This window comes from Lachnoanaerobaculum sp. MSX33 (assembly GCF_000512995.1).
Lineage (GTDB): Bacteria > Bacillota > Clostridia > Lachnospirales > Lachnospiraceae > Lachnoanaerobaculum.
The window spans coordinates 87596-107922 of the sequence record NZ_AZXX01000062.1 but is presented as its reverse complement, the minus strand read 5'-3'; the positions used below and the strand labels follow the sequence as shown (position 1 = coordinate 107922).

At 37.6% G+C, this 20327-nt stretch carries 17 protein-coding genes; 15 read left to right on the top strand and 2 right to left on the bottom strand.

From position 1 onward, the window contains the following. The first annotated feature begins 2 nt into the window (after positions 1-2). The 8 genes from rsmH (at position 3) to ftsZ (ending at position 9304) form a co-directional block, all read left to right on the top strand. Entirely contained in the window at positions 3-938 is a 936-nt protein-coding gene (gene rsmH / locus HMPREF1495_RS06410) for a 16S rRNA (cytosine(1402)-N(4))-methyltransferase RsmH (RefSeq protein WP_007593149.1), read from the top strand. Next, a complete protein-coding gene (locus tag HMPREF1495_RS06405; protein ID WP_034213027.1) occupies positions 939-1445 on the top strand; it encodes a hypothetical protein in 507 nt (168 codons plus the stop codon). It begins immediately after the preceding gene. Then, complete coding sequence (locus tag HMPREF1495_RS06400) at positions 1414-3447, top strand: peptidoglycan D,D-transpeptidase FtsI family protein (RefSeq protein WP_034213025.1); 2034 nt, start codon at positions 1414-1416, stop codon at positions 3445-3447. Before HMPREF1495_RS06405 ends, HMPREF1495_RS06400 begins: the two co-directional genes overlap by 32 nt. Before the next feature lie 15 nt (positions 3448-3462). Further along, entirely contained in the window at positions 3463-4431 is a 969-nt protein-coding gene (gene mraY / locus HMPREF1495_RS06395) for a phospho-N-acetylmuramoyl-pentapeptide-transferase (protein WP_007593144.1), read from the top strand. Positions 4432-4439: 8 nt separating this feature from the next. Beyond that, the gene (gene murD, locus HMPREF1495_RS06390) at positions 4440-5786 is read left to right on the top strand and encodes a UDP-N-acetylmuramoyl-L-alanine--D-glutamate ligase (protein WP_007593142.1); all 1347 of its coding nucleotides are present in this window, start codon (positions 4440-4442) and stop codon (positions 5784-5786) included. Between the two features lies 1 nt (position 5787). Further along, the gene (locus HMPREF1495_RS06385) at positions 5788-7119 is read left to right on the top strand and encodes an FtsW/RodA/SpoVE family cell cycle protein (protein ID WP_034213024.1); all 1332 of its coding nucleotides are present in this window, start codon (positions 5788-5790) and stop codon (positions 7117-7119) included. Position 7120: 1 nt separating this feature from the next. Further along, positions 7121-7819 carry a cell division protein FtsQ/DivIB gene (locus tag HMPREF1495_RS06380; protein WP_034213023.1) on the top strand — a complete coding sequence of 233 codons (699 nt, stop codon included), beginning with the start codon at positions 7121-7123 and terminating at the stop codon, positions 7817-7819. A gap of 123 nt (positions 7820-7942) precedes the next feature. Beyond that, positions 7943-9304, top strand: coding sequence for a cell division protein FtsZ (gene ftsZ / locus HMPREF1495_RS06375; RefSeq protein ID WP_034213021.1), 1362 nt, complete (start codon positions 7943-7945; stop codon positions 9302-9304). 45 nt (positions 9305-9349) lie between these two features. Here ftsZ and HMPREF1495_RS06370 read toward each other — a convergent pair whose 3' ends face one another. Further along, complete coding sequence (locus tag HMPREF1495_RS06370; protein ID WP_034213019.1) at positions 9350-10117, bottom strand: type III pantothenate kinase; 768 nt, start codon at positions 10115-10117, stop codon at positions 9350-9352. 197 nt (positions 10118-10314) lie between these two features. On the opposite strand from HMPREF1495_RS06370, the gene coaBC reads away from it, so the two are divergent. From coaBC to HMPREF1495_RS06335, 7 genes are all read left to right on the top strand, one after another. Then, positions 10315-11514: a bifunctional phosphopantothenoylcysteine decarboxylase/phosphopantothenate--cysteine ligase CoaBC gene (gene coaBC, locus HMPREF1495_RS06365; RefSeq protein ID WP_034213017.1), complete on the top strand. Its 1200-nt coding sequence runs from the start codon at positions 10315-10317 to the stop codon at positions 11512-11514. Further along, complete coding sequence (locus tag HMPREF1495_RS06360) at positions 11515-13101, top strand: peptide chain release factor 3 (RefSeq protein ID WP_034213015.1); 1587 nt, start codon at positions 11515-11517, stop codon at positions 13099-13101. A 12-nt stretch (positions 13102-13113) separates the two neighbouring features. Then, entirely contained in the window at positions 13114-14517 is a 1404-nt protein-coding gene (gene pepV, locus HMPREF1495_RS06355; RefSeq protein ID WP_034213013.1) for a dipeptidase PepV, read from the top strand. 8 nt (positions 14518-14525) lie between these two features. Then, positions 14526-15548: a methionine ABC transporter ATP-binding protein gene (locus HMPREF1495_RS06350; protein ID WP_034213011.1), complete on the top strand. Its 1023-nt coding sequence runs from the start codon at positions 14526-14528 to the stop codon at positions 15546-15548. A 1-nt stretch (position 15549) separates the two neighbouring features. Continuing rightward, the gene (locus HMPREF1495_RS06345; protein ID WP_034213009.1) at positions 15550-16197 is read left to right on the top strand and encodes a methionine ABC transporter permease; all 648 of its coding nucleotides are present in this window, start codon (positions 15550-15552) and stop codon (positions 16195-16197) included. A gap of 106 nt (positions 16198-16303) precedes the next feature. Further along, positions 16304-17179 (top strand): MetQ/NlpA family ABC transporter substrate-binding protein, encoded by an 876-nt coding sequence (locus HMPREF1495_RS06340; RefSeq protein WP_034213007.1) that lies wholly within the window; start codon positions 16304-16306, stop codon positions 17177-17179. Positions 17180-17182: 3 nt separating this feature from the next. Beyond that, positions 17183-18313 carry an N-acetylmuramoyl-L-alanine amidase family protein gene (locus HMPREF1495_RS06335; protein WP_034213005.1) on the top strand — a complete coding sequence of 377 codons (1131 nt, stop codon included), beginning with the start codon at positions 17183-17185 and terminating at the stop codon, positions 18311-18313. A 71-nt stretch (positions 18314-18384) separates the two neighbouring features. Here the strand turns inward: HMPREF1495_RS06335 and HMPREF1495_RS06330 are convergent, their stop codons facing one another. Next, on the bottom strand, positions 18385-20229 hold the full coding sequence (locus HMPREF1495_RS06330) for a VWA domain-containing protein (RefSeq protein ID WP_034213003.1): 1845 nt from the start codon (positions 20227-20229) through the stop codon (positions 18385-18387). Between the last annotated feature and the right edge of the window lie 98 nt (positions 20230-20327).

Genomic DNA, 20327 nt, shown 5'->3' with positions numbered 1-20327 from the left:
TTATGACTTTCAATCACAAATCGGTGCTTTTGAATGAAGTGATAGAATCTTTGAATATAAAGGCCGACGGCTGCTATGTTGACGGCACTTTAGGTGGTGGAGGACATGCCTTAGAAGTGGTTAAACGACTGGGAAGCGGTAAACTTATAGGAATCGACCAGGACGCGGATGCTGTCAAGGCTGCTACTCAAAGATTGATTGATTATAGTAATAATGTTATTATTATAAGAGACAACTATGTTAATATAGAGAATATATTGAAAAAAGAAAACATAGACAAGGTTGACGGAATATACATTGACCTTGGAGTATCTTCATATCAGCTTGACACTGCCGAGAGAGGTTTTACCTATAGATATGATGCTCCGCTTGATATGAGAATGGATGACAGAAACGAGTTAAAGGCGTCTGATATTGTAAACGATTATTCGGAGTCTGAACTTTTTCATATTATAAGAGACTATGGTGAGGACAGATTTGCAAAGAACATTGCAAAACATATTGTTGAATATAGGAATAAGAAGAGAATAGAAACCACTTTTGAGTTGGTGGATATTATAAAAGCTTCAATTCCTATGAAAATACAGGTAACAGGAGGGCATCCTGCAAAGAGAACATTTCAGGCCATAAGAATTGAATTAAACAAAGAGCTTGAGGTTTTAACCGATTCATTAAATGTAATGATTGATTTATTGAAACCGGGGGGAAGGTTGTCTGTTATCACATTCCATTCTTTAGAGGACAGAATAGTAAAACAGGCATTTAAAAAAGCCGAGTCACCATGCGTTTGTCCGAAAAAATTTCCTGTCTGTGTCTGCGGGAATAAATCAAAGGGAAGAGTTATTACGAGAAAGGCGATACTGCCAAGTGAGGAGGAGTTGGAGGAAAATTCCAGATCCAAAAGTGCAAAACTTAGAGTATTTGAAAAGGGAGTCTAAATGAAAGAAACTGTTAAGAAAAAAAGGCAAGGAACGAAGAAAAAGTCAGGTACAGAGATAGAATATTATGTAGACGGTAATGTTGTAAGAAAAGTGGAAACAGCCGTTCCGAAAAAAGCACCTAAGCCTTCTGAAGGTGAAGCGACAAAAACAAACAGAATGATAAGGAAAAACAGGGAAAGAGCATTGTCCATGGACTTCCCTTATCTTGTTGTGTTTTCAGCGGCTATGGTAGTCATGCTGTTTTTGTGTGCAAACTATATTGCAATACAGTCAAAGTTGACTTCCACTATAAAGCAGACACAAAAAAATGAATCGAATCTCGAAAAGTTAAGAAATGAAAATGATTCGCTGGAGAATATGATTGCGACTTACGTTGATTTGGATCATATATATGATGTAGCTACAAATAAGTTGGGTATGATTTATGCTAAGAAGAATCAGGTTATAACATACGAAAAAACGGAAAGTGAATATGTCAGACAATTTGAAGATATCCCGAGATAAAAAGGGGAATAATAAAAAAGGTAAGGACGGAAGTACTTCCAATCCTTTAGATAATTTGCAGGGAAGGCTTGTAATCATCCTGTTTATGATTATACTTGCTTTCGCTGCATTGTTTTTTAAGATTCTAATGTTACAAGGAAGTAAGTCTAAGGAATACAATCAAAAGATTCTGTCACAGCAAAAATATGATTCTAGGGATATACCTTACAAAAGAGGTGATATACTCGATAGAAACGGAACATATATTGCTACAAGTGAAAAGGTTTACAATTTGATAATCGATCCGAAACAGATAAACAGCGATCAGGAAGATTACTTAAATGCTACAGTATCTATACTGAGTGAAGTTTTCGGATACAGCGTCGATGAGTTAAAAAATACAATTGCGGAAAAGTCGGACAGCTCATATGTAAAATATGCCAAAGATATAAGCTATGAGCAAAAAACAGCTTTTGAAGAAAAAAAAGAAGAGTACAATAAGTCTTACAAAGAGAGTAAAAGCTCTGAAAGAGTATACGGTATCTGGTTTGAAGAAAGTTATGTAAGAAGATATCCCTACGGTTCAAGTGCATGTAATGTTATAGGCTTTGCAAATAATGAAGATTTGAGCGGTAATTCAGGAATAGAGCAGTATTATAATGATAAATTAATAGGAGTATCGGGCAGGGAATACGGATACTTAAATGATGAATCGTCTCTTGAAAGAGTGATTAAAAATCCTACAGACGGAAATAAGGTGGTTTCGACCATAGATTTGAATATCCAAAAGATTGTAGAAAAACATATTGCAGAATGGCAAAGTTCTACAGGTTCAAATATGACTGCGGCAATAGTGATGAATCCTAATAACGGTGAAATTCTTGCTTTGGCTACCAGCAGAACATTTGATTTGAATAATCCTAGAGATTTGAATAATTATTACTCGCCTGAACAGCAGGCCGAGATGGATGACAAGGCAAAGGTGGAGGCGCTCAGTAATATATGGAGAAATTATGCTGTCAGCGATACATATGAGCCGGGTTCACCTTCAAAGGTATTTACGGTAGCCTCCGCCATGGAAGAGGGAATTATAACAGGCAATGAAAGCTATGAATGTAGGGGATTTGAAGAAGTTGGCGGCTGGAAGATAAGATGCGCCAACAGAAACGGACATGGTGTACTGAATGTTACGGAGGCTCTTATGGAGTCTTGTAATGTGGCGATGATGGATATTTCAAGAGCTGAAGGAAGTCAGAAGTTTTATGAATATCAAAAGGTATTCGGATTCGGTTCAAAGACCGCAATAGATTTGCCGGGAGAAGCGGATACAAGCGGACTTATACATACTGCGGATAATGCAAGTGCAACGGATCTTGCAACAAACTCTTTCGGACAAAATTATAATACAACTATGATTCAACTTGCGGCTGCGTATTCATCTGTTGTAAACGGCGGTTCATATTATCAACCTCATGTTGTAAAACAGATTTTGAATTCAAAGGGTGCAATAATAGAAAATATTGAGCCTGAGCTTGTAAGAGAGACGGTTTCCGCACATACCACAGCGTTTATAAATGAAGCGCTCAGGAGAACGGTAGCGGAAGGAACAGGTAGTGCCGCAGCGGTTGCGGGCTATGATGTCGGCGGAAAAACCGGTACTGCAGAAAAGTACCCAAGAGGAAACGGAAATTATTTGGTTTCTTTTATAGGAAGCGTACCTGCACAGGCACCGGAAGTTGTATGCTATGTTCTTGTGGATACTCCTCATGTGGCGGATCAGGCAAGATCGGCATATGCAAGCTCTTTGTTCTCAAAAATCATGACAGAAGTATTGCCATATATGAATATATATTCAAATGTAGACGAAAGTATAGATGTAAGTTCATTCCCGACTGCAGAGGGTATTACGGACAGCAATACTCCAAAGCAAGAGGAGACAAAGAACTATTCTACAGAAGAAGTAATACCTAACGACGGCGGAAACGGGCTTCCGGGAGCGCCTGCCGGAGAGGGAGAAGAATAAAATTTTGGAGTTATTATGTTAAGAGATACATTGATTGCATTATTGATAGGTTTTGTTGTCACTGCAATTGCCTGTCCTTTGTTTATTCCTGTTTTGCACAGACTTAAATTCGGCCAGATGGTAAGGGATGACGGGCCTAAGGAACATTTGAAGAAGACAGGTACTCCCACGATGGGCGGAATTTCATTTCTGGCCGGCATATTGGTTGCAAGCCTGTTTTTGATACCTAAATATAAAGAAGTGGCGGTAGTATTCTTATTTACTATATCCTATGGTATAATAGGATTTTTGGATGATATTTTGAAAATAAAGAAAAAGCAGTCTGAAGGACTGAAGTCATCACAAAAATTCATACTTCAGCTTGTAGTCAGTGTTATTTTTATAATATATCTGTATAAAATATATGGACTTGACTACGGTGTGCTTATACCTTTTACAGGTTCATTTGATAAAGGTATAATATTAAATCTCGGTATTATCTGGATACCTTTTGCACTTTTTGTAATACTGGGAACCGATAACGGTGTGAATTTTACCGACGGACTTGACGGATTATGCTCAAGCGTTACTGTTATAGTAGCATTATTCTTTATGCTTATAGGATTAAAGGGCGGTTTTTCGGTCACACCTGTTACAGGTGCGGTTATAGGCAGCCTTATGGGATTTTTGATATTTAACGCTTATCCTGCCAAAGTATTTATGGGAGACACGGGTTCTTTGGCACTTGGAGGTTTTGTCGCATCATATGCACTTATGTGCAGGATACCTGTATTTATTGCAGTTATCGGATTTATATATATGATAGAGGTAATATCGGTAATCATTCAGGTCGGATATTTTAAAGCTACAAAGGGCAAGAGATTTTTCAAGATGGCACCTATACATCACCATTTTGAACTCTGTGGCTGGTCTGAGACAAGGACCGTGACAGTATTTTGTGTAGTTACCATAATACTTGGTATTTTAGTTTATCTGTTTATGTAGGAGGCAATATGATTGGAGTTGCGGGCTTAGGAAAGAGCGGTATATCCGCCGCCACATTACTTTTAAAAAATAATGAGGCGGTAATACTCTTTGACAGTAATAAAGAACTTAATAAAGAAGAAATACTTGCAAAGTTTGATAAGGCATATCACAAAAACATAAATATTATTCTCGGAGAATTAAAAAAGAAAGATTTAGAGGATATGTCATATTGTGTTATAAGTCCGGGAATAGATTTGGAGACTGATTTTGTACAGGTACTTAAAGCAAATAACATTCCGATATGGAGCGAAATTGAGCTCGGGTTTAAATACGCTAAAGGCGGATTGATAGCTATAACAGGTACAAACGGTAAGACAACCACAACATCACTTGTCGGCGAGATAATGTCAAATTTTGCAAAAAGCAGCTTTACGGTCGGTAATATAGGAATACCTTATACAGACATTGCAGATAAAACGGATGAGGATTCGGTTACTGTGCTTGAGACATCATCTTTTCAACTGGAAACAATTATCGACTTCAGACCGAATATATCGGCTATTTTGAATATAACTCCGGATCATTTAAACAGACATCATACTATGGAGAACTATATCAAAGTAAAAGAAGATATAAGTAAAAATCAAACTGAAGATGACTTTTGTATTTTAAACTATGAAGATGAGGCTTTGAGAGAATTTGCAGACAGGGTAAAAGCCAAAGTCGTATTCTTTTCAAGCAGGAGAAAGCTTGAAGACGGATTTTATCTTGATAAAGATATTATTATGCAGAGTAAAAACGGTGTTGCAAAAGAAATTTTGGATACAAAGAAGTTGAATATACTTGGCAGACATAATTATGAGAATGTTATGGCCGCAATAGCGATAGCATCTTCATACGGTGTACCTATGGAGAGCATCGTAAATTCATGTTACGCATTTCATGCCGTTGAACACAGAATAGAATTTGTAAAAGAAGTAAAGGGAGTAAGATATTATAACGACTCTAAGGGTACAAATCCGGATGCGGCGATTCAAGCCGTACTTGCAATGCCGGCGGTAACATATATTATTGCCGGCGGTTATGATAAGGGCTCGGAGTATGATGAATGGATAGAGAGCTTCGGTACAAAGGTTAAAAAACTTGTACTTATGGGAGCTACAGCCGGGAAGATAGAAGAGTGTGCAAAAAAACACGGCTTTAATGATATAGTTACGGTTGACAGCATGCAGGAGGCCGTAAAAATATGTGCAAATGAAGCAAAAACGGGAGAATATGTACTTCTTTCACCTGCTTGCGCAAGTTGGGGAATGTTCAAAAACTATGAGGAGCGTGGAAGAATATTTAAGGACTGTGTTAGGGAATTAGGATAATATGGCTGATGATATAAAGAAGAATAAAGCCAAAATTAAAAATGTAGCAAAAAAAGAATTGAAAAACCAAGCCGTAAAAAGAAAAATAAAGGTGGAAAAAGGCGGACAGAAGAAAACAAAAGTTGATACTGCTAAAGAAAATAAAATAAGAAAAATCGGAGTTAAGAAACCGGTTGTTAATGACAGTAAAAAAAATGAAACTAAAAAAAGAAGGTTTTACGATTACAGTCTTATATTTACTATTTTGTTTTTGTTGGTGTTGGGCTTGATAATGATTTACTCGGCAAGTTCATACACTGCAGATTTGAAGTTTAAAAACTCCGCTTATTTTGTAAATAAACAGCTTATCTTTGTTGTTGCAGGTCTTATTCTGATGATATTTGTATCAATAGTACCTTACCAAGTTTGGATAAAACTGTCGAAGCTTATTTACGTGGTTGCGACTGCACTTGTCGGAGCTGTTTTAGTTATAGGTAGGGATGCAAACGGAGCAAGAAGATGGATTAATCTGTTCGGTATAAAATTCCAGCCTTCAGAGTTTGTAAAGGTGGCGATTATTATTTTTTCGTCTTACTATCTGGTAAAATATAAAAATGATTTACATTCTACAGACAGAAAGGTTGCTGAAAAGAAACTTTGGTTTTTGTTCGGAGTAATCTTTGTTCCGACAGTATTGGTTATGGTTGAAAATCTGAGTACATCCATAATTATATTTTTAATTGCGTTTTGCATGAGCTTTTTAGGTACATCAAATAAGAGACTTCACACAGTAGGTGCAATAGCAATGGGTGTAATTTTGTTTTTCTCAAAACCTTTTGTAAAATTTATATATGAAAGAGGAGCAAGAGATTATCATTTGACAAGATTGCTTGTTTGGGCGGAGCCGGAGAAGTTCAGCAGAGACGGAGGATATCAGGTAATTCAGGGACTATATGCTATAGGTTCAGGAAGTTTCTTCGGCAAGGGACTTGGACAGGGAATGCAAAAGTTTTTCCTTCCGGAGTCTCAAAATGATATGATTTTTGCTATAATAGTGGAAGAACTTGGACTTTTCGGTGCCGGACTTATAATGGGTGCATTTGTATTTTTAATATACAGAATGATAAAGATATCATTTTCCGTAACGGATCCTGAAGGAGTGTATCTTGTGGTGGGAATTTTGATACATTTGTCTTTGCAGGTTATACTTAATATTGCGGTTGTAACGGGAGTGTTGCCTAATACCGGAGTTTCACTTCCATTTATAAGTTACGGAGGTACATCTATTTTGGTACTGCTTGGAGAGATGGGAATTGTTTTGAGTGTCGCAAGATCAATAAAGCTGGACTACTGATATGAAGAAGTTTTACATTGTTTTATTTTGCCTTGCATTTATACTTGTCGGAATATTTTCGGTCAAAATAACCGATTTTAATTTCGGAGGAAATACAAGGTATACTGATGAAGAAATGAAGGAAATGTTGTTTCCGAATGAATTATCAAAAATAACACTTTATAATTTTATACGAAGTAAATTTAAAAAAGATTACAATATACCTTTCATTCAAGGGGTTGATATATATGTAACCGGAATGAACAGTGCCGATATCATAGTATATGAAAAAAGTGTTGTAGGCTGTGTAAAATATATGAGTTCATATATGTATTTTGATAAGGACGGAATTGTGGTGGAGAGTTCAAATAATCTTCTTGACGGAATTCCTATAATAGACGGTTTGGATTTCGGAAGAGTGGTATTATATGAGAAACTTCCAATCTCAAATGAAAAAGTTTTTGAAGAAATGCTCAATATTACGCAGGTTCTGGTAGGATACGGAATAACGGTAGATAAGATTACAATTTCTTCAGATAATAATATAACATTATATATAGGAAAAATAGAGGTCTATCTTGGAGATTCGAGTGAATTAAACGGTAAAATAGGCGAATTGAGAGATATATGGGAGAAAATAAAGGATTTGTCCGGAATACTTTATCTGGATAATTATAATCCTATAAAAGAAAATACAACATATACTTTTAAGAAGAGATAACTATATGATATACTTAAGTTATTACAGAAGACTTTAAAGAAAAATAAGTTGATATTTATATGAAAAACCTTTATTATAGGATGAGAGTTTGCTTAAGTGTAGGGGTACAGGAGGAATATATCTGTGTTAGAAATAAATAAACCGGTAAATGAGAATGCAGCGAAGATCATCGTGGTTGGTGTCGGAGGTGCCGGAAACAATGCCGTAAATAGAATGATTGATGAAAATGTAGAGGGCGTGGAATTTATTGGAGTTAATACCGATAAACAGGCCTTGGTTAATTGTAAAGCCGGGAGTATTATACAGATAGGCGAGAAGCTTACAAAAGGACTTGGTGCCGGAGCAAAGCCTGAAGTGGGAGAAAAAGCGGCAGAAGAGAATATTGAAGATATCACAAATAAGCTGAAGAATGCAGATATGGTGTTTGTTACATGTGGAATGGGCGGCGGTACAGGAACAGGTGCATCACCGGTTATTGCCAGAGCGTCAAAAGATCTCGGAATACTTACAGTAGGTGTAGTAACAAAGCCTTTCCCTTTTGAAGGCAGACAGAGAATGAAAAATGCACTTGCAGGTATAGAGAATCTGAAGCAGTATGTGGATACTTTGATTGTGATACCGAATGAGAAATTACTTCAGATAGTGGACAGAAAGACTACTATGCCTGATGCTCTTAAAAAAGCTGACGAAGTATTGCAGCAGAGTGTTCAGGGTATAACAGACCTTATCAGTGAGACCGCTATTATCAACCTGGACTTTGCAGATGTTCAGACTGTAATGACAGGCAAAGGACTTGCACATATCGGTATCGGTTACGGAACAGGAGACAACAAGGCTCTTGATGCTGTGAAGGCTGCTGTTTCATCACCGCTTCTTGAGACAAGTATTGACAATGCCACTCATGTTCTTATTTCAATATCAGGTGATGTCGGCCTTGTTGAGGCAGATGAGGCAACCGGCTATGTACGTGAGCTTGTAAGTGAAGAGGCAAATATTATCTTCGGTGTATCATATAATGATGCTGAGCCGGACAGTGTGAAGATTACAGTTATTGCTACAGGTGTAACCAATGCAATAAATGATACTCCTGTTGGAGAATTGATCAGAGATGTAAATACCAAGCATCATAACGATAATATGCCGAAAAGAGATGATGCATATTTGCAGAGAGTGAATACGTCGAGTATGGAAAGACCTGTACAGACTCAGCCTGAGCAGAATAATTATATAAATCCTACAGCAAGCTATACAGGAGAGAGCTATTCGGAAGGCGGTTATACCGGTGGATATACAGGAAACTTCGGGCAGTATGAGAGTGATTTTAACAATCCGAATTTGAACACTCAAAACAATCAGGGCTTGAATAATCCGAATATGAACAATCAAAGTTACAACGGAAATTATTCATCAGGACAGCGCCCGACTATTATAAGAACAGGTGAAGCAAAGATAAATGTACCTGATTTCTTAAAGAGAAAGAAATAATGCAATTAATAAGCCTTGGAAGAAATTTCCAAGGCTTTGTTGTGCTTATATATGATTTTTGATATATAGTTTGAGCAATCCCTTAAGTAAAAGATTGTCATCTACGATAATATTATGTGTACAAAGAGGTGTTACAAAAGGTGCGAGACCTCCTGTGGCTACTACATTAAGTTTTTCACCAAGTTCTTCTTCCATACGTGATATAATACCGTCCATCATACCTGCATGTCCGAATAGGATACCGCTTCTCATACTGTCTATTGTATTCTTTGCTATAACTTTTTTCGGCATATCGAGATTTACCTGTGGAAGCTGAGCGGTTTTTGAACTTAGAGTATCAAGTGAGATTCGAAGTCCGGGATGTATTATACCTCCTATATAATTTCCGCTTTTATCTACTACAGATATGGTGGTAGCGGTTCCCATATCTATGATTGCAAGCGGAAGAGGATACTCATCCATTGCAGCCACAGCGTCCACTATCATATCGGAGCCGACAGTTTTCGGATTGTCCATAAGTATATTCAATCCTGTTTTCATACCTGATTCTACAAGCATACATTCAATACCGAGTATTTTTTTGATTGCATTTCTGACGGTTTCATTCAGAGGAGGAACTACGCTTGATAGAATTGCACCTTCTATATCCGAAGGTTTTATTCCATGTATATCGAGGATACCTTTTATATACATAGAGTACTCAAGATCGGTTCTTGTAGTGTAGGTTGTGACTCTTTCAAGAAAATATGTTTTTTCATTGTCGATACCGCCGATGACAATATTTGTGTTACCCATATCGATTGCTAAAATCATAAAATTATCCTTCTTATGTAAGTAGATTTAAGGCTTTTAAAGTATGTATACCGTCTAAGCGTTTGAGAACGATATTTCAAATAAAAGCTTTATTTTATATAAAGTATACTAATCTCTGTTCTTGCTTGCAATAATAAAATAGCGTATAATCGTGTAAGCATTATATCTAAATAAAAATTAAGATTTATGGAGGCTTTATGCTGAAAGATAAAAATATATTACTTGGTGTAACCGGAGGTATTGCGGCATATAAAATCGCAAACCTTGCAAGTATGTTAAAAAAAAAGGGTGCAAATGTAAAAGTAATAATGACTGAGAATGCCTGTCAGTTCATCACACCTATGACTTTTGAAACTCTTACGGCACAAAAAGTATATATAGATACATTTGACAGAAATTTTGAATTTAAAGTGGATCATATAGAGCTTGGAAAGTGGGCGGATGTATTTTTGATAGCACCGGCCACCGCAAATGTTATAGGAAAGCTGGCAAACGGTATTGCGGATGATATGCTGACTACTACGGCTTTAGCAATGAGATGCCCTATAGTGGTTTCACCTGCTATGAATACCACTATGTTTGAAAACAAGGTGGTTAAGCACAATATTATGAAACTTAGAACCTACGGCATGGATATTATCATGCCTGCAAGCGGTCATCTGGCATGTGGAGATAGCGGAGCAGGAAAAATGCCTGAACCTGAGATGCTCTTGGAATATATCAAAAGGGCAGTATATAATAAAAAGGATCTTGTCGGTAAGAAAGTATGCGTAAGTGCGGGACCTACAAGAGAGGCAATTGACCCTGTAAGATATATATCGAATAATTCCACAGGTAAGATGGGAGTGGAGATTGCAAAGATGGCGGCTTATCGTGGTGCAAAGGTAAGTTTAATAATGGGACCGTCAAATGTCTTTGTACCTGATTTTATAAGCAGAATTGATATAAAATCAGCTGAGGATATGTATGAAGAGATTATGAAAATATCAGATTCACAGGATATTATAATAAAGGCTGCGGCCGTTGCGGATTATACACCTGCAAATTACAGTGATGAAAAGATAAAGAAAAAAGACGGGGATCTTTCTATTGAACTTTCAAGGACTAAAGATATATTAAAGGAAATTGGAGAGAGGAAAGAATATAATCCTAAGAAACAGTTTATTTGCGGATTTTCCATGGAGACCGAAAATATTGAAGAGAATTCAAAGAATAAATTGGCTAAGAAAAATGCGGATATGATAGTTGCAAATAATGTAAAGGTTGAGGGAGCGGGATTCGGAACCGATACAAATGTGGTTACCATATTTACAAAGGATAATGAGATAAGACTTGATAAGCTGTCAAAACTGGAAGTGGCAGAAAAGATATTTGATGAGATAGTGAGGAATTTTTAAGTGAACTTTGGAGAGATAAGTAAGAGAAGAACATTTGCCATAATATCACACCCGGATGCAGGAAAAACAACATTGACCGAGAAGTTTTTGCTCTATGGCGGTGCTATTAACTTAGCAGGAAGTGTAAAGGGAAAAAAGACTGCCAAATATGCGGTAAGTGACTGGATGGAGATAGAAAAGGAGAGAGGTATCTCTGTAACTTCATCTGTTATGCAGTTTAACTATGAGGGATTTTGTATCAATATTTTGGATACACCGGGACATCAGGACTTCTCCGAGGATACCTACAGAACACTTATGGCGGCAGATTCAGCAGTCATGGTAATAGATGCAAGCAAGGGTGTTGAGGCACAGACAATAAAACTTTTTAAGGTCTGTGTAATGAGAAAGATACCTATATTTACATTTATAAACAAGCTTGACAGAGAGGCGAGAGATCCGTTTGAGCTCTTGGATGAGATAGAGAATGTGCTCGGTATCAGAACATGTCCTGTGAACTGGCCTATCGGTTCGGGAAAGAATTTTAAGGGTGTATATGACAGACAGACAAAGCAGATAAATAAGTTCACAGCCGCAAATGCAGGTATGAAGGAAGTGGATACTCAGCTTATTGAACTTGAGGACGGTAAGCTTGACGATTATATCGGATTTGACTATGTGGATATATTGAGAAATGATATAGAGCTTTTGGACGGTGCAAGTGATGACCTTGATATGGAGAGAGTGTCCGCCGGTGAACTGAGTCCTGTATTTTTCGGCTCGGCTCTTACAAACTTCGGAGTGCAGACCTTCCTTGAGCATTTCCTAAAAATGACCACATCACCTCTTAAGAGAAAAACTCATGACGGATTTGTAGATCCTATGAAGGATGAGTTCTTCTCAGCCTTTGTATTTAAGATTCAGGCAAATATGAATAAAGCCCACAGAGACAGAATCGCATTTATGAGAATATGTTCAGGCGAATATGATGCCGGTATGGATGTTTTCCATGTACAGGGAAATAAAAAGATAAAGCTCAATCAGTCCACTCAAATGATGGCGGATGAGAGAAAGATAGTGGAAAAGGCATATGCCGGAGATATTATCGGAGTGTTTGATCCGGGTATATTCGGTATAGGTGATACACTTGCAACTGTAAATAATATCGAGTTTGAGGGTATACCTACATTCGCACCCGAGCATTTTGCCAGAGTACGTCAGGTGGACACCATGAAGAGAAAGCAATTCCTAAAGGGTGTGTATCAGATAGCTCAGGAGGGTGCAATCCAGATTTTCCAGGAGTATAACACCGGAATGGAAGAGATAATAGTTGGAGTTGTCGGTGTGCTTCAGTTTGAAGTATTACTTTACAGACTTAAGAATGAATATAATGTAGATGTAAAGCTTGATAAGCTGCCATATGAGCATATAAGATGGATTGATGAATCATCTACTGTAGATATAGACAAGATACAGGGAACAAGTGATATGAAAAAGATTAAGGATCTTAAAGATCGCCCTCTACTTATTTTTACGCATCCGTGGAGTGTAAGAATGGTTGAGGAAAGAAATGAAGGACTTGTTTTAAGTGAGTTCGGAAAGAACTAGGAAAGGAAAGTTATGAGAAAATACAGAGAAGAAATAGAAAAATATATAGATGAGCACAGAGACGAGATGGTAGCGGATATCATCAAGCTCTGCTCTATAAACAGTACCAAAGGTGATTATGTGGAGGGTGCACCTTTCGGTGAAGGACCTAAAAGAGCACTTACTATGGCACTGAGTATTGCACAAAAGTACGGTTTTGATATAACAAACTATGATAATTATGCAGGTGCAATAGATCTTAACAACAAAGAAAAGGGACTTGATATACTTGCACATTTGGATGTAGTACCTGAGGGAGAAGGATGGAGTGTTACATCACCTTTTGAACCTAAGGAAATAGACGGAAAGATCTACGGAAGAGGAACTTCAGATGATAAGGGACCTGCGGTTGCTGCGCTTTTTGCTCTGCGTGCGGTTAAGGATCTTAATATACCTGTAAAGAAGAATACAAGACTTGTTTTGGGTACGGATGAGGAGTGCGGAAGCAGCTGTATAAAGTATTACTATACCAAGGAAAAAGAAGCTCCTATGACATTTTCACCTGACGGAGAATTCCCGGTGGTAAATATTGAAAAGGGACAGCTGCAGGGCGAGTTTTCAGCCTCTCTTGAGGATGCGGGTAAAAAAAGACTTGTAAGTATTGAAGCAGGTACAAAGGTAAATGTAGTACCTCCAAAGGCAAAGGCGGTCATAGAGGGATTTGATATAGAAGAAGTGGAGGCAAAAGCCAAGGAAGTAACAAAGGAAACAGGCATACAGTTTAAGTATGATCTTGTGCCGGTTTTTGAGATTACGGCACTTGGTGCAAATGCACATGCATCAACTCCTGAAAACGGAAATAATGCCATTACAGGACTTTTGGAATTACTTTGCAGACTTGATTTTTCACCTTCAAAGAAGATAGAGACTATAAAGAAATTATATGCACTTATGCCGCATGGAGATACAAAGGGTGAGGCAATGGGTATTGCTGTAGAGGACGAAAAAAGCGGTGCACTTACACTTGCTTTTTCAATGCTCACGTTAAAGAATAATATAATGCACGGATTCTTTGACAGCAGAATTCCTGTAAGCGGTGACGGAGATAAGATATTAAAAACCGTCAGGGGAAAATTTGCAGGTATAGATGTGGAATTTTTAAATAATTCGGTTTTGGCACCACATGAGGTGGACGGAAATTCTACTTTTGTAAAGACATTGCTATCAATATATGAGGACTACACAGGTCTTAAGGGCGAATGTATTTCCATGGGAGGAGGTACTTATGTACACAATATTGAAAACGGTGTTGCATTCGGTGCGGTTTTCCCTGGTACGGATACAAAAATGCATGGAGCCGACGAGTTTGTTGTAATAGATGAGCTTATAGCTTCAGCAAAAATATTTGCACAGTCCATAGTGGAGTTGTGTAATTAAGGGGGAGTATGGATTCTATTGTAAGCTTAAAGTCCATGGGCAAAGTCTTTCATACAAAGAACGGAGATGTAAAGGCCCTGGATGATATAAATCTGGATATAAACAGAGGGGAAATATTCGGAATAATAGGTTTATCGGGAGCAGGGAAGTCTACTTTGGTCAGATGTATCAATTATCTGGAGGTACCTACTGAAGGAGATGTGTATTTTGAAGGTAAGCCTTTAAAGCAGATGGGTGAGTCGGGTATAAGAAATATCAGAAGGAATATGGGAATGATATTTCAGCAGTTCAACTTGCTTTCACAGAGAAATATACTGAATAATGTATGTTTTCCTCTGGAAATAAGCGGTGTTCCAAGAGCTGCGGCTGTAAAAAGAGCAAAAGAGTTACTGAAGCTGGTGGGACTCTCAGACAGAGAAAAGGCATATCCGGCGCAGCTTTCCGGAGGACAAAAGCAAAGAGTGGCTATAGCAAGAGCGATTGCAACAAATCCGAAACTTTTATTATGTGATGAGGCTACATCGGCGCTTGATCCTAAGACTACAAAACAGATACTTGATCTTATAAAAGATATAAATAAAAATATGGGAATTACGGTGATAGTAATAACTCATGAGATGAAAGTTATTGAGAGCATCTGTGACAGAGTTGCAATTATTGAAAACAGCCGTATTGCCGAGATGGGCAGAGTGGAAGACATCTTTGCCAATCCGCAGTCCGACATAGGTAAAAAGTTGATACTCGGTGATGTATTGCCGAATAAAGAAATTGTATCGGGAGTTAAACTTCGTATAGAATTTGACGGCAGAAGCTCTTTTGAGCCTGTACTATCAAATATGATTTTATCCTGCGGAATTCCTGTTAATATTCTTTATGCACAGACAAAGGATATCGGAGGCTCTGCAGTAGGTCATATGATTGTTCAGATATCCGGTGAAGAAGAGGCATTAAAAGCAAAGAGATATCTTGACAGTATCGGTGTGGTATATCATGAGGTGGAATTAATCGAAGGAAAGGAGATGACAGAATAATATGATATCAATGATTTTAAAAGGTCTGTTTGAGACTTTATTAATGACTGTTGCTTCATCATTCTTCTCTTACCTTATAGGAATTCCGCTTGGGGTTGTTTTGGTTGTTACAGATAACACAGGTATAAAGCCTATGCCGAAGTTAAACGGTATATTGGGTATGATTATAAATCTTATACGTTCGGTTCCCTTTATGATATTGCTTATTATGGTAATACCTCTTACAAGAATTATAGTTGGAACTTCAATCGGACCTGTTGCCGTAATACCGCCTCTTGTCATAGCGGCGGCACCCTATATCGCCAGAATGGTTGAGTCCTCACTCAAAGAAGTGGATGCAGGTGTAATAGAGGCGGCAAAGTCAATGGGTGCAAGTAATGCCCAGATTATATTTAAAGTGCTTTTACCGGAGTCAAAGCCTTCTCTTCTTGTAGGTGCTGCAATATCCGTTACAACAATACTGGGATATTCTGCTATGGCAGGATTTACAGGTGGCGGAGGTCTTGGAACAATCGCCATAAACTACGGATATTACAGATATCAGACGGAAATAATGTTTATTACCGTAGCAATCCTTGTGATTTTGGTTCAAATAATACAGGAAATCTTTATGAGAAGTTCAAAGAGTTCCGATAAGAGAATAAGGTAATATAACCTGTTATAAAAAAAGACTATAAACATATGTTGGCTAAATCATTGACATAATATCTTGTATGGTCTATATATTGTATATGAAATTTAAGGAGGAATAATAAATGAAAAAAAGAATATTATTAGCATTAGGTTTGGTATCACTTCTTGCACTTGCAGGATGTGGAAAGAAGGCAGCAGATACAAAGACAAGTGAAAGCGCAAGTGAGTCTGTAAGCGAGTCGGCACAAACAAGTGCAGTTTCAAAAGATTTAAAGACAATCACTGTAGGAGCAACTCCTGCACCACATGCTGAAATTTTAGAGGCTGCAAGGGAAGAGTTGAATAAAGAAGGCTATGATTTAAAGATAGTTGAATACAATGATTATATCCAGCCGAATGTGGCCCTTGATACAAAAGAATTGGATGCAAACTACTTCCAGCATTATCCATACCTTGAGAACTTTAACAAAGAGCACAATACAACACTTGTTTCAGCAGGTGCAATTCATTATGAGCCTTTCGGTATCTATGCCGGAAAGACTGCATCACTTGATGCACTTGCAGACGGTGCAAAGATTTCAGTACCTAATGATGCTACAAATGAGGCAAGAGCATTGCTCTTACTTGAGGCAAACGGACTTATAAAGTTAAAAGAGGGTGCAGGTATTAATGCTACAAAGCAGGATATCGTTGAAAATCCTAAGAACCTTGATATTCAGGAAATTGAGGCAGCACAGGTTGCAAGAACACTTAAAGATGTTGATGTTGCCGTTGTAAACGGAAACTATGCAATCGAGGCCGGATTAAAGGTAAGCGATGCACTTGCTATAGAGGATTCAAAGTCACTTGCGGCTACTACATATGCAAATATTATAGCTGTAAGAGAGGGTGATGAGAAATCAGATGCAACTCTTGCACTTATAAAGGCTCTTGAAAGCGATACTGTAAAGAAATTTATAGAAAGTAAGTATAATGGTGCTGTTGTACCGATGTTCTAATCTATGAGCGGATTTACAGGGAAAAAGATTATATTTACTCTGATTGCCTGTGTACTTGCTTTTGTTTCTGTCGGAAAGATTACATATGCTTCAGAGGCAAGTGTAAAGGCGGCTCTTGACAGTATTGATTTTGAAAGAAAGTCAAAAAATGAGATTAATCTGTTTTTTTCAGGCAGCGGTATAAATGAAGTTGGCAGATATGTCATCCTGAGAAAGGATGCATCTGCAAAGGACTTCAAAGAGATAAAGAGAATTTCATCAAAGGATGTAAATAAAACAGGAAATATCTCTTATACCGATAAAATAAGCACAAACGGATATGTAAAATATGAGTACAGAGTGGACGCATATTTAAAAAACGGGAAGCAGGTAAAGGGTAAATCAATATTTGCAAGTAATGTCCTTATATGTATTGATCCGGGACATTTTCAGACAAAGAATGCCATAGAGGGAGAGGACGGTTACGGTTACTCGGAATCTATGGCGGTATTAAAACTCGGACTGGCCTTAAGAGACAGTTTAAAGAAAAACTACGGTATATCTTCGGTTCTTACAAGAACAACGGAAAGTATTACCATTGACGGATTTACAGATAAAAATCTGGATGGAGGTCATATTTCACTTAGAGGAGATATGGCGGGAAGAAGCGGTGCGGATTTGTTTATATCATTGCATACTAATTCAAACAATTCACATGCAAACGGATATCCTACAAATTCACAGCCTGTTGCAATTAATAAGCCGCTTATTATATTAAATTCGCTTGCAAAAGAAAATGAACTTTGTATAAATATTGCCAATAAGATAGGAGAGAATCTTTCAACTGTAAACTTTAATGAAGGACTTGCAAAGAGTAAGGACTTTGATTCGGTTAAGAAAGGTTCCTTAAGTGAGTGGACTGTTGCAAAAAATGACAGTATTACAATAAACGGCAGTGTATACTACAGAATGGGAGAAAACGGAGACTATTACGGTGTACTTAGAGGTGCAAATGTAGCAGGAGTACCCGGAATGATAGTGGAACACGGTTTTCACTCGGTGCCTGAAGTCAGAAAAAAGGCTATGCAATCCGATTTGATAAATAAATGGGTTGATGCGGATGCCGAGGCAATAGCTTCAGGTTTCGGATTTTAAAAATTAACATAAATAAGAGTTATTACAAATAAAACTCCTCAGCAGGTAAACCGACTGAGGAGTTTTTATTTTTAGTAAATAACCATGGCATCATATATCGCAATGGTTGCATTGGATCCCGGGTCTACAGAGTACTTTGAGAATCTCCATATACCGTCACTGCCTTTTTTTAGAATATATTCGGGCTTTTGGTTTACTCTTTCCCAGATACGTATCTGACTGTCTGCATTTGCACTCCATGAGTTTTTATATAGAGCGGTATTGACTTGAGTCAGCTTGTCTCCTGTAAATGAAGAGTATTTTCTGTCAAGTATAACATCATAATCTTCGTTGGTAGCAAGTTTTATGGTATTTTCATCCACCACAGTTATAGAACTTACATTGTAGGACATAAGACTTTCACTTACTACATTGGCAAAGCCACCTGTAACCTGTTTAGTCATCTGATATTTAAGTCCTGTTTCATCTGTAGGACTTACTGTATCGTCAATTTTTGAAGCCATCTGATTGTAGCTGTGTGCATTCATATCTTCAATATAGCTTCTTAGGAAATTGCCGAGAAGGGTGTTGAAGAAGTCATTTCCTGAGTTTGTTTCTATATCCGCACTTCCTCCGACTCCGTCTCCCTTCACATATACACTGATATCTCTCTTATCCGTATAATTATTTGCGTCAGGCATTTCATACTCTATCTCATAGTACTGCTTCATACCCTTGTAGATGCTGCTGTAGAAATTGCCCATATCCATACCGAAAGAGTTGAAGTATTTAAACTCACCACCTGAAGCGGAGGTAATCTGAATAAGATCACTGTCATTTGCACTGTAATTATCACCTATTCTGACTATGTAAACAGGAATCTTATATGCCGATACCACATTTATAACATCACTTGCACTATTGTAGCTTCCGACATCTTCGCCGTCGGTAAAAGCAAGGACACATTTTGCACCGGGTATTCCGGATACATCCTGAACGGCATAGATAAGTGTATCATACAGTTTAGTTTGTCCTGATGCAATATATGAAAAAATCTTTTGGTTTAACGCGTTTACATCGGAAGTGAATACACCGCTTTTATAAATATATGAGTTGAATTCTGTAAGCTTTACCTTATCACCTACATTAAACTGAACCGTATTAAGGAAGGTGGACATTACAGTTTTTGCACTGCTCAGTCTTTCTCCTTCCATACTTGCACTTGTATCTGCAACCATATCAATATTTAATGCATCCTTTTGATCAAGCATTGAAATATTTTTAATTGTAACAGACTGAAAGTCACCGTTTGCCACGCTTTTTTGTGATACATAGAACATATTCGGTGAGAGATTTGTGACAACATCACCCGAAGAGTTCTTTACATCCACATACATTCTGACTGTAGGATAATTGGTGTAGTCAAATTGAACTATATTTACATCCAGACCGGTAAGTTTTGTACTGGAGTATTCTACAAGTTTGCTCCAGTTTTCTGAAACCTCCTTGTAATTGATAAAATCATGTTTCTTTAGCATTTCGGAAACGGTTTCACTGTATTCTGCAAGTTTTTTCTTTTCATCTTCCGAAGCATAGGGTACATCGGCATTATCTAATTTTTCTACAAGTTCTTTAGCTGAAGTCTCGATTCTGGATTCTACTTGTGAAGTCAGTTTGACAAGCTTTTTTGCAATCAAAAGCTGATTCTTGTAATCATTGTCTCCGATATCATCACATTCGGCATCAATCTTTTGAAGCCTCTCTTTTTCATTCTCCTCCAGACCGTAAGATTCAAGTTTTTCCACCAGATCCATTTCCCATGCGTTGAACTCCTGACCTTCAGTTATCTTTTTCAGACTGCCCTTGTCAACAAGTCCGCATGCAGTCAAAGAAACCGACAGAGTCAAGAAAGTAACAGCGATTATGACTTTTTTCATATTCAATAGAACTCCTTACTTTATTATTAATATTATACATCTTAAAATATTAAGTGTAAATCAGGAACAGAGGTCGATTATATAGTATTCAGGAAAAA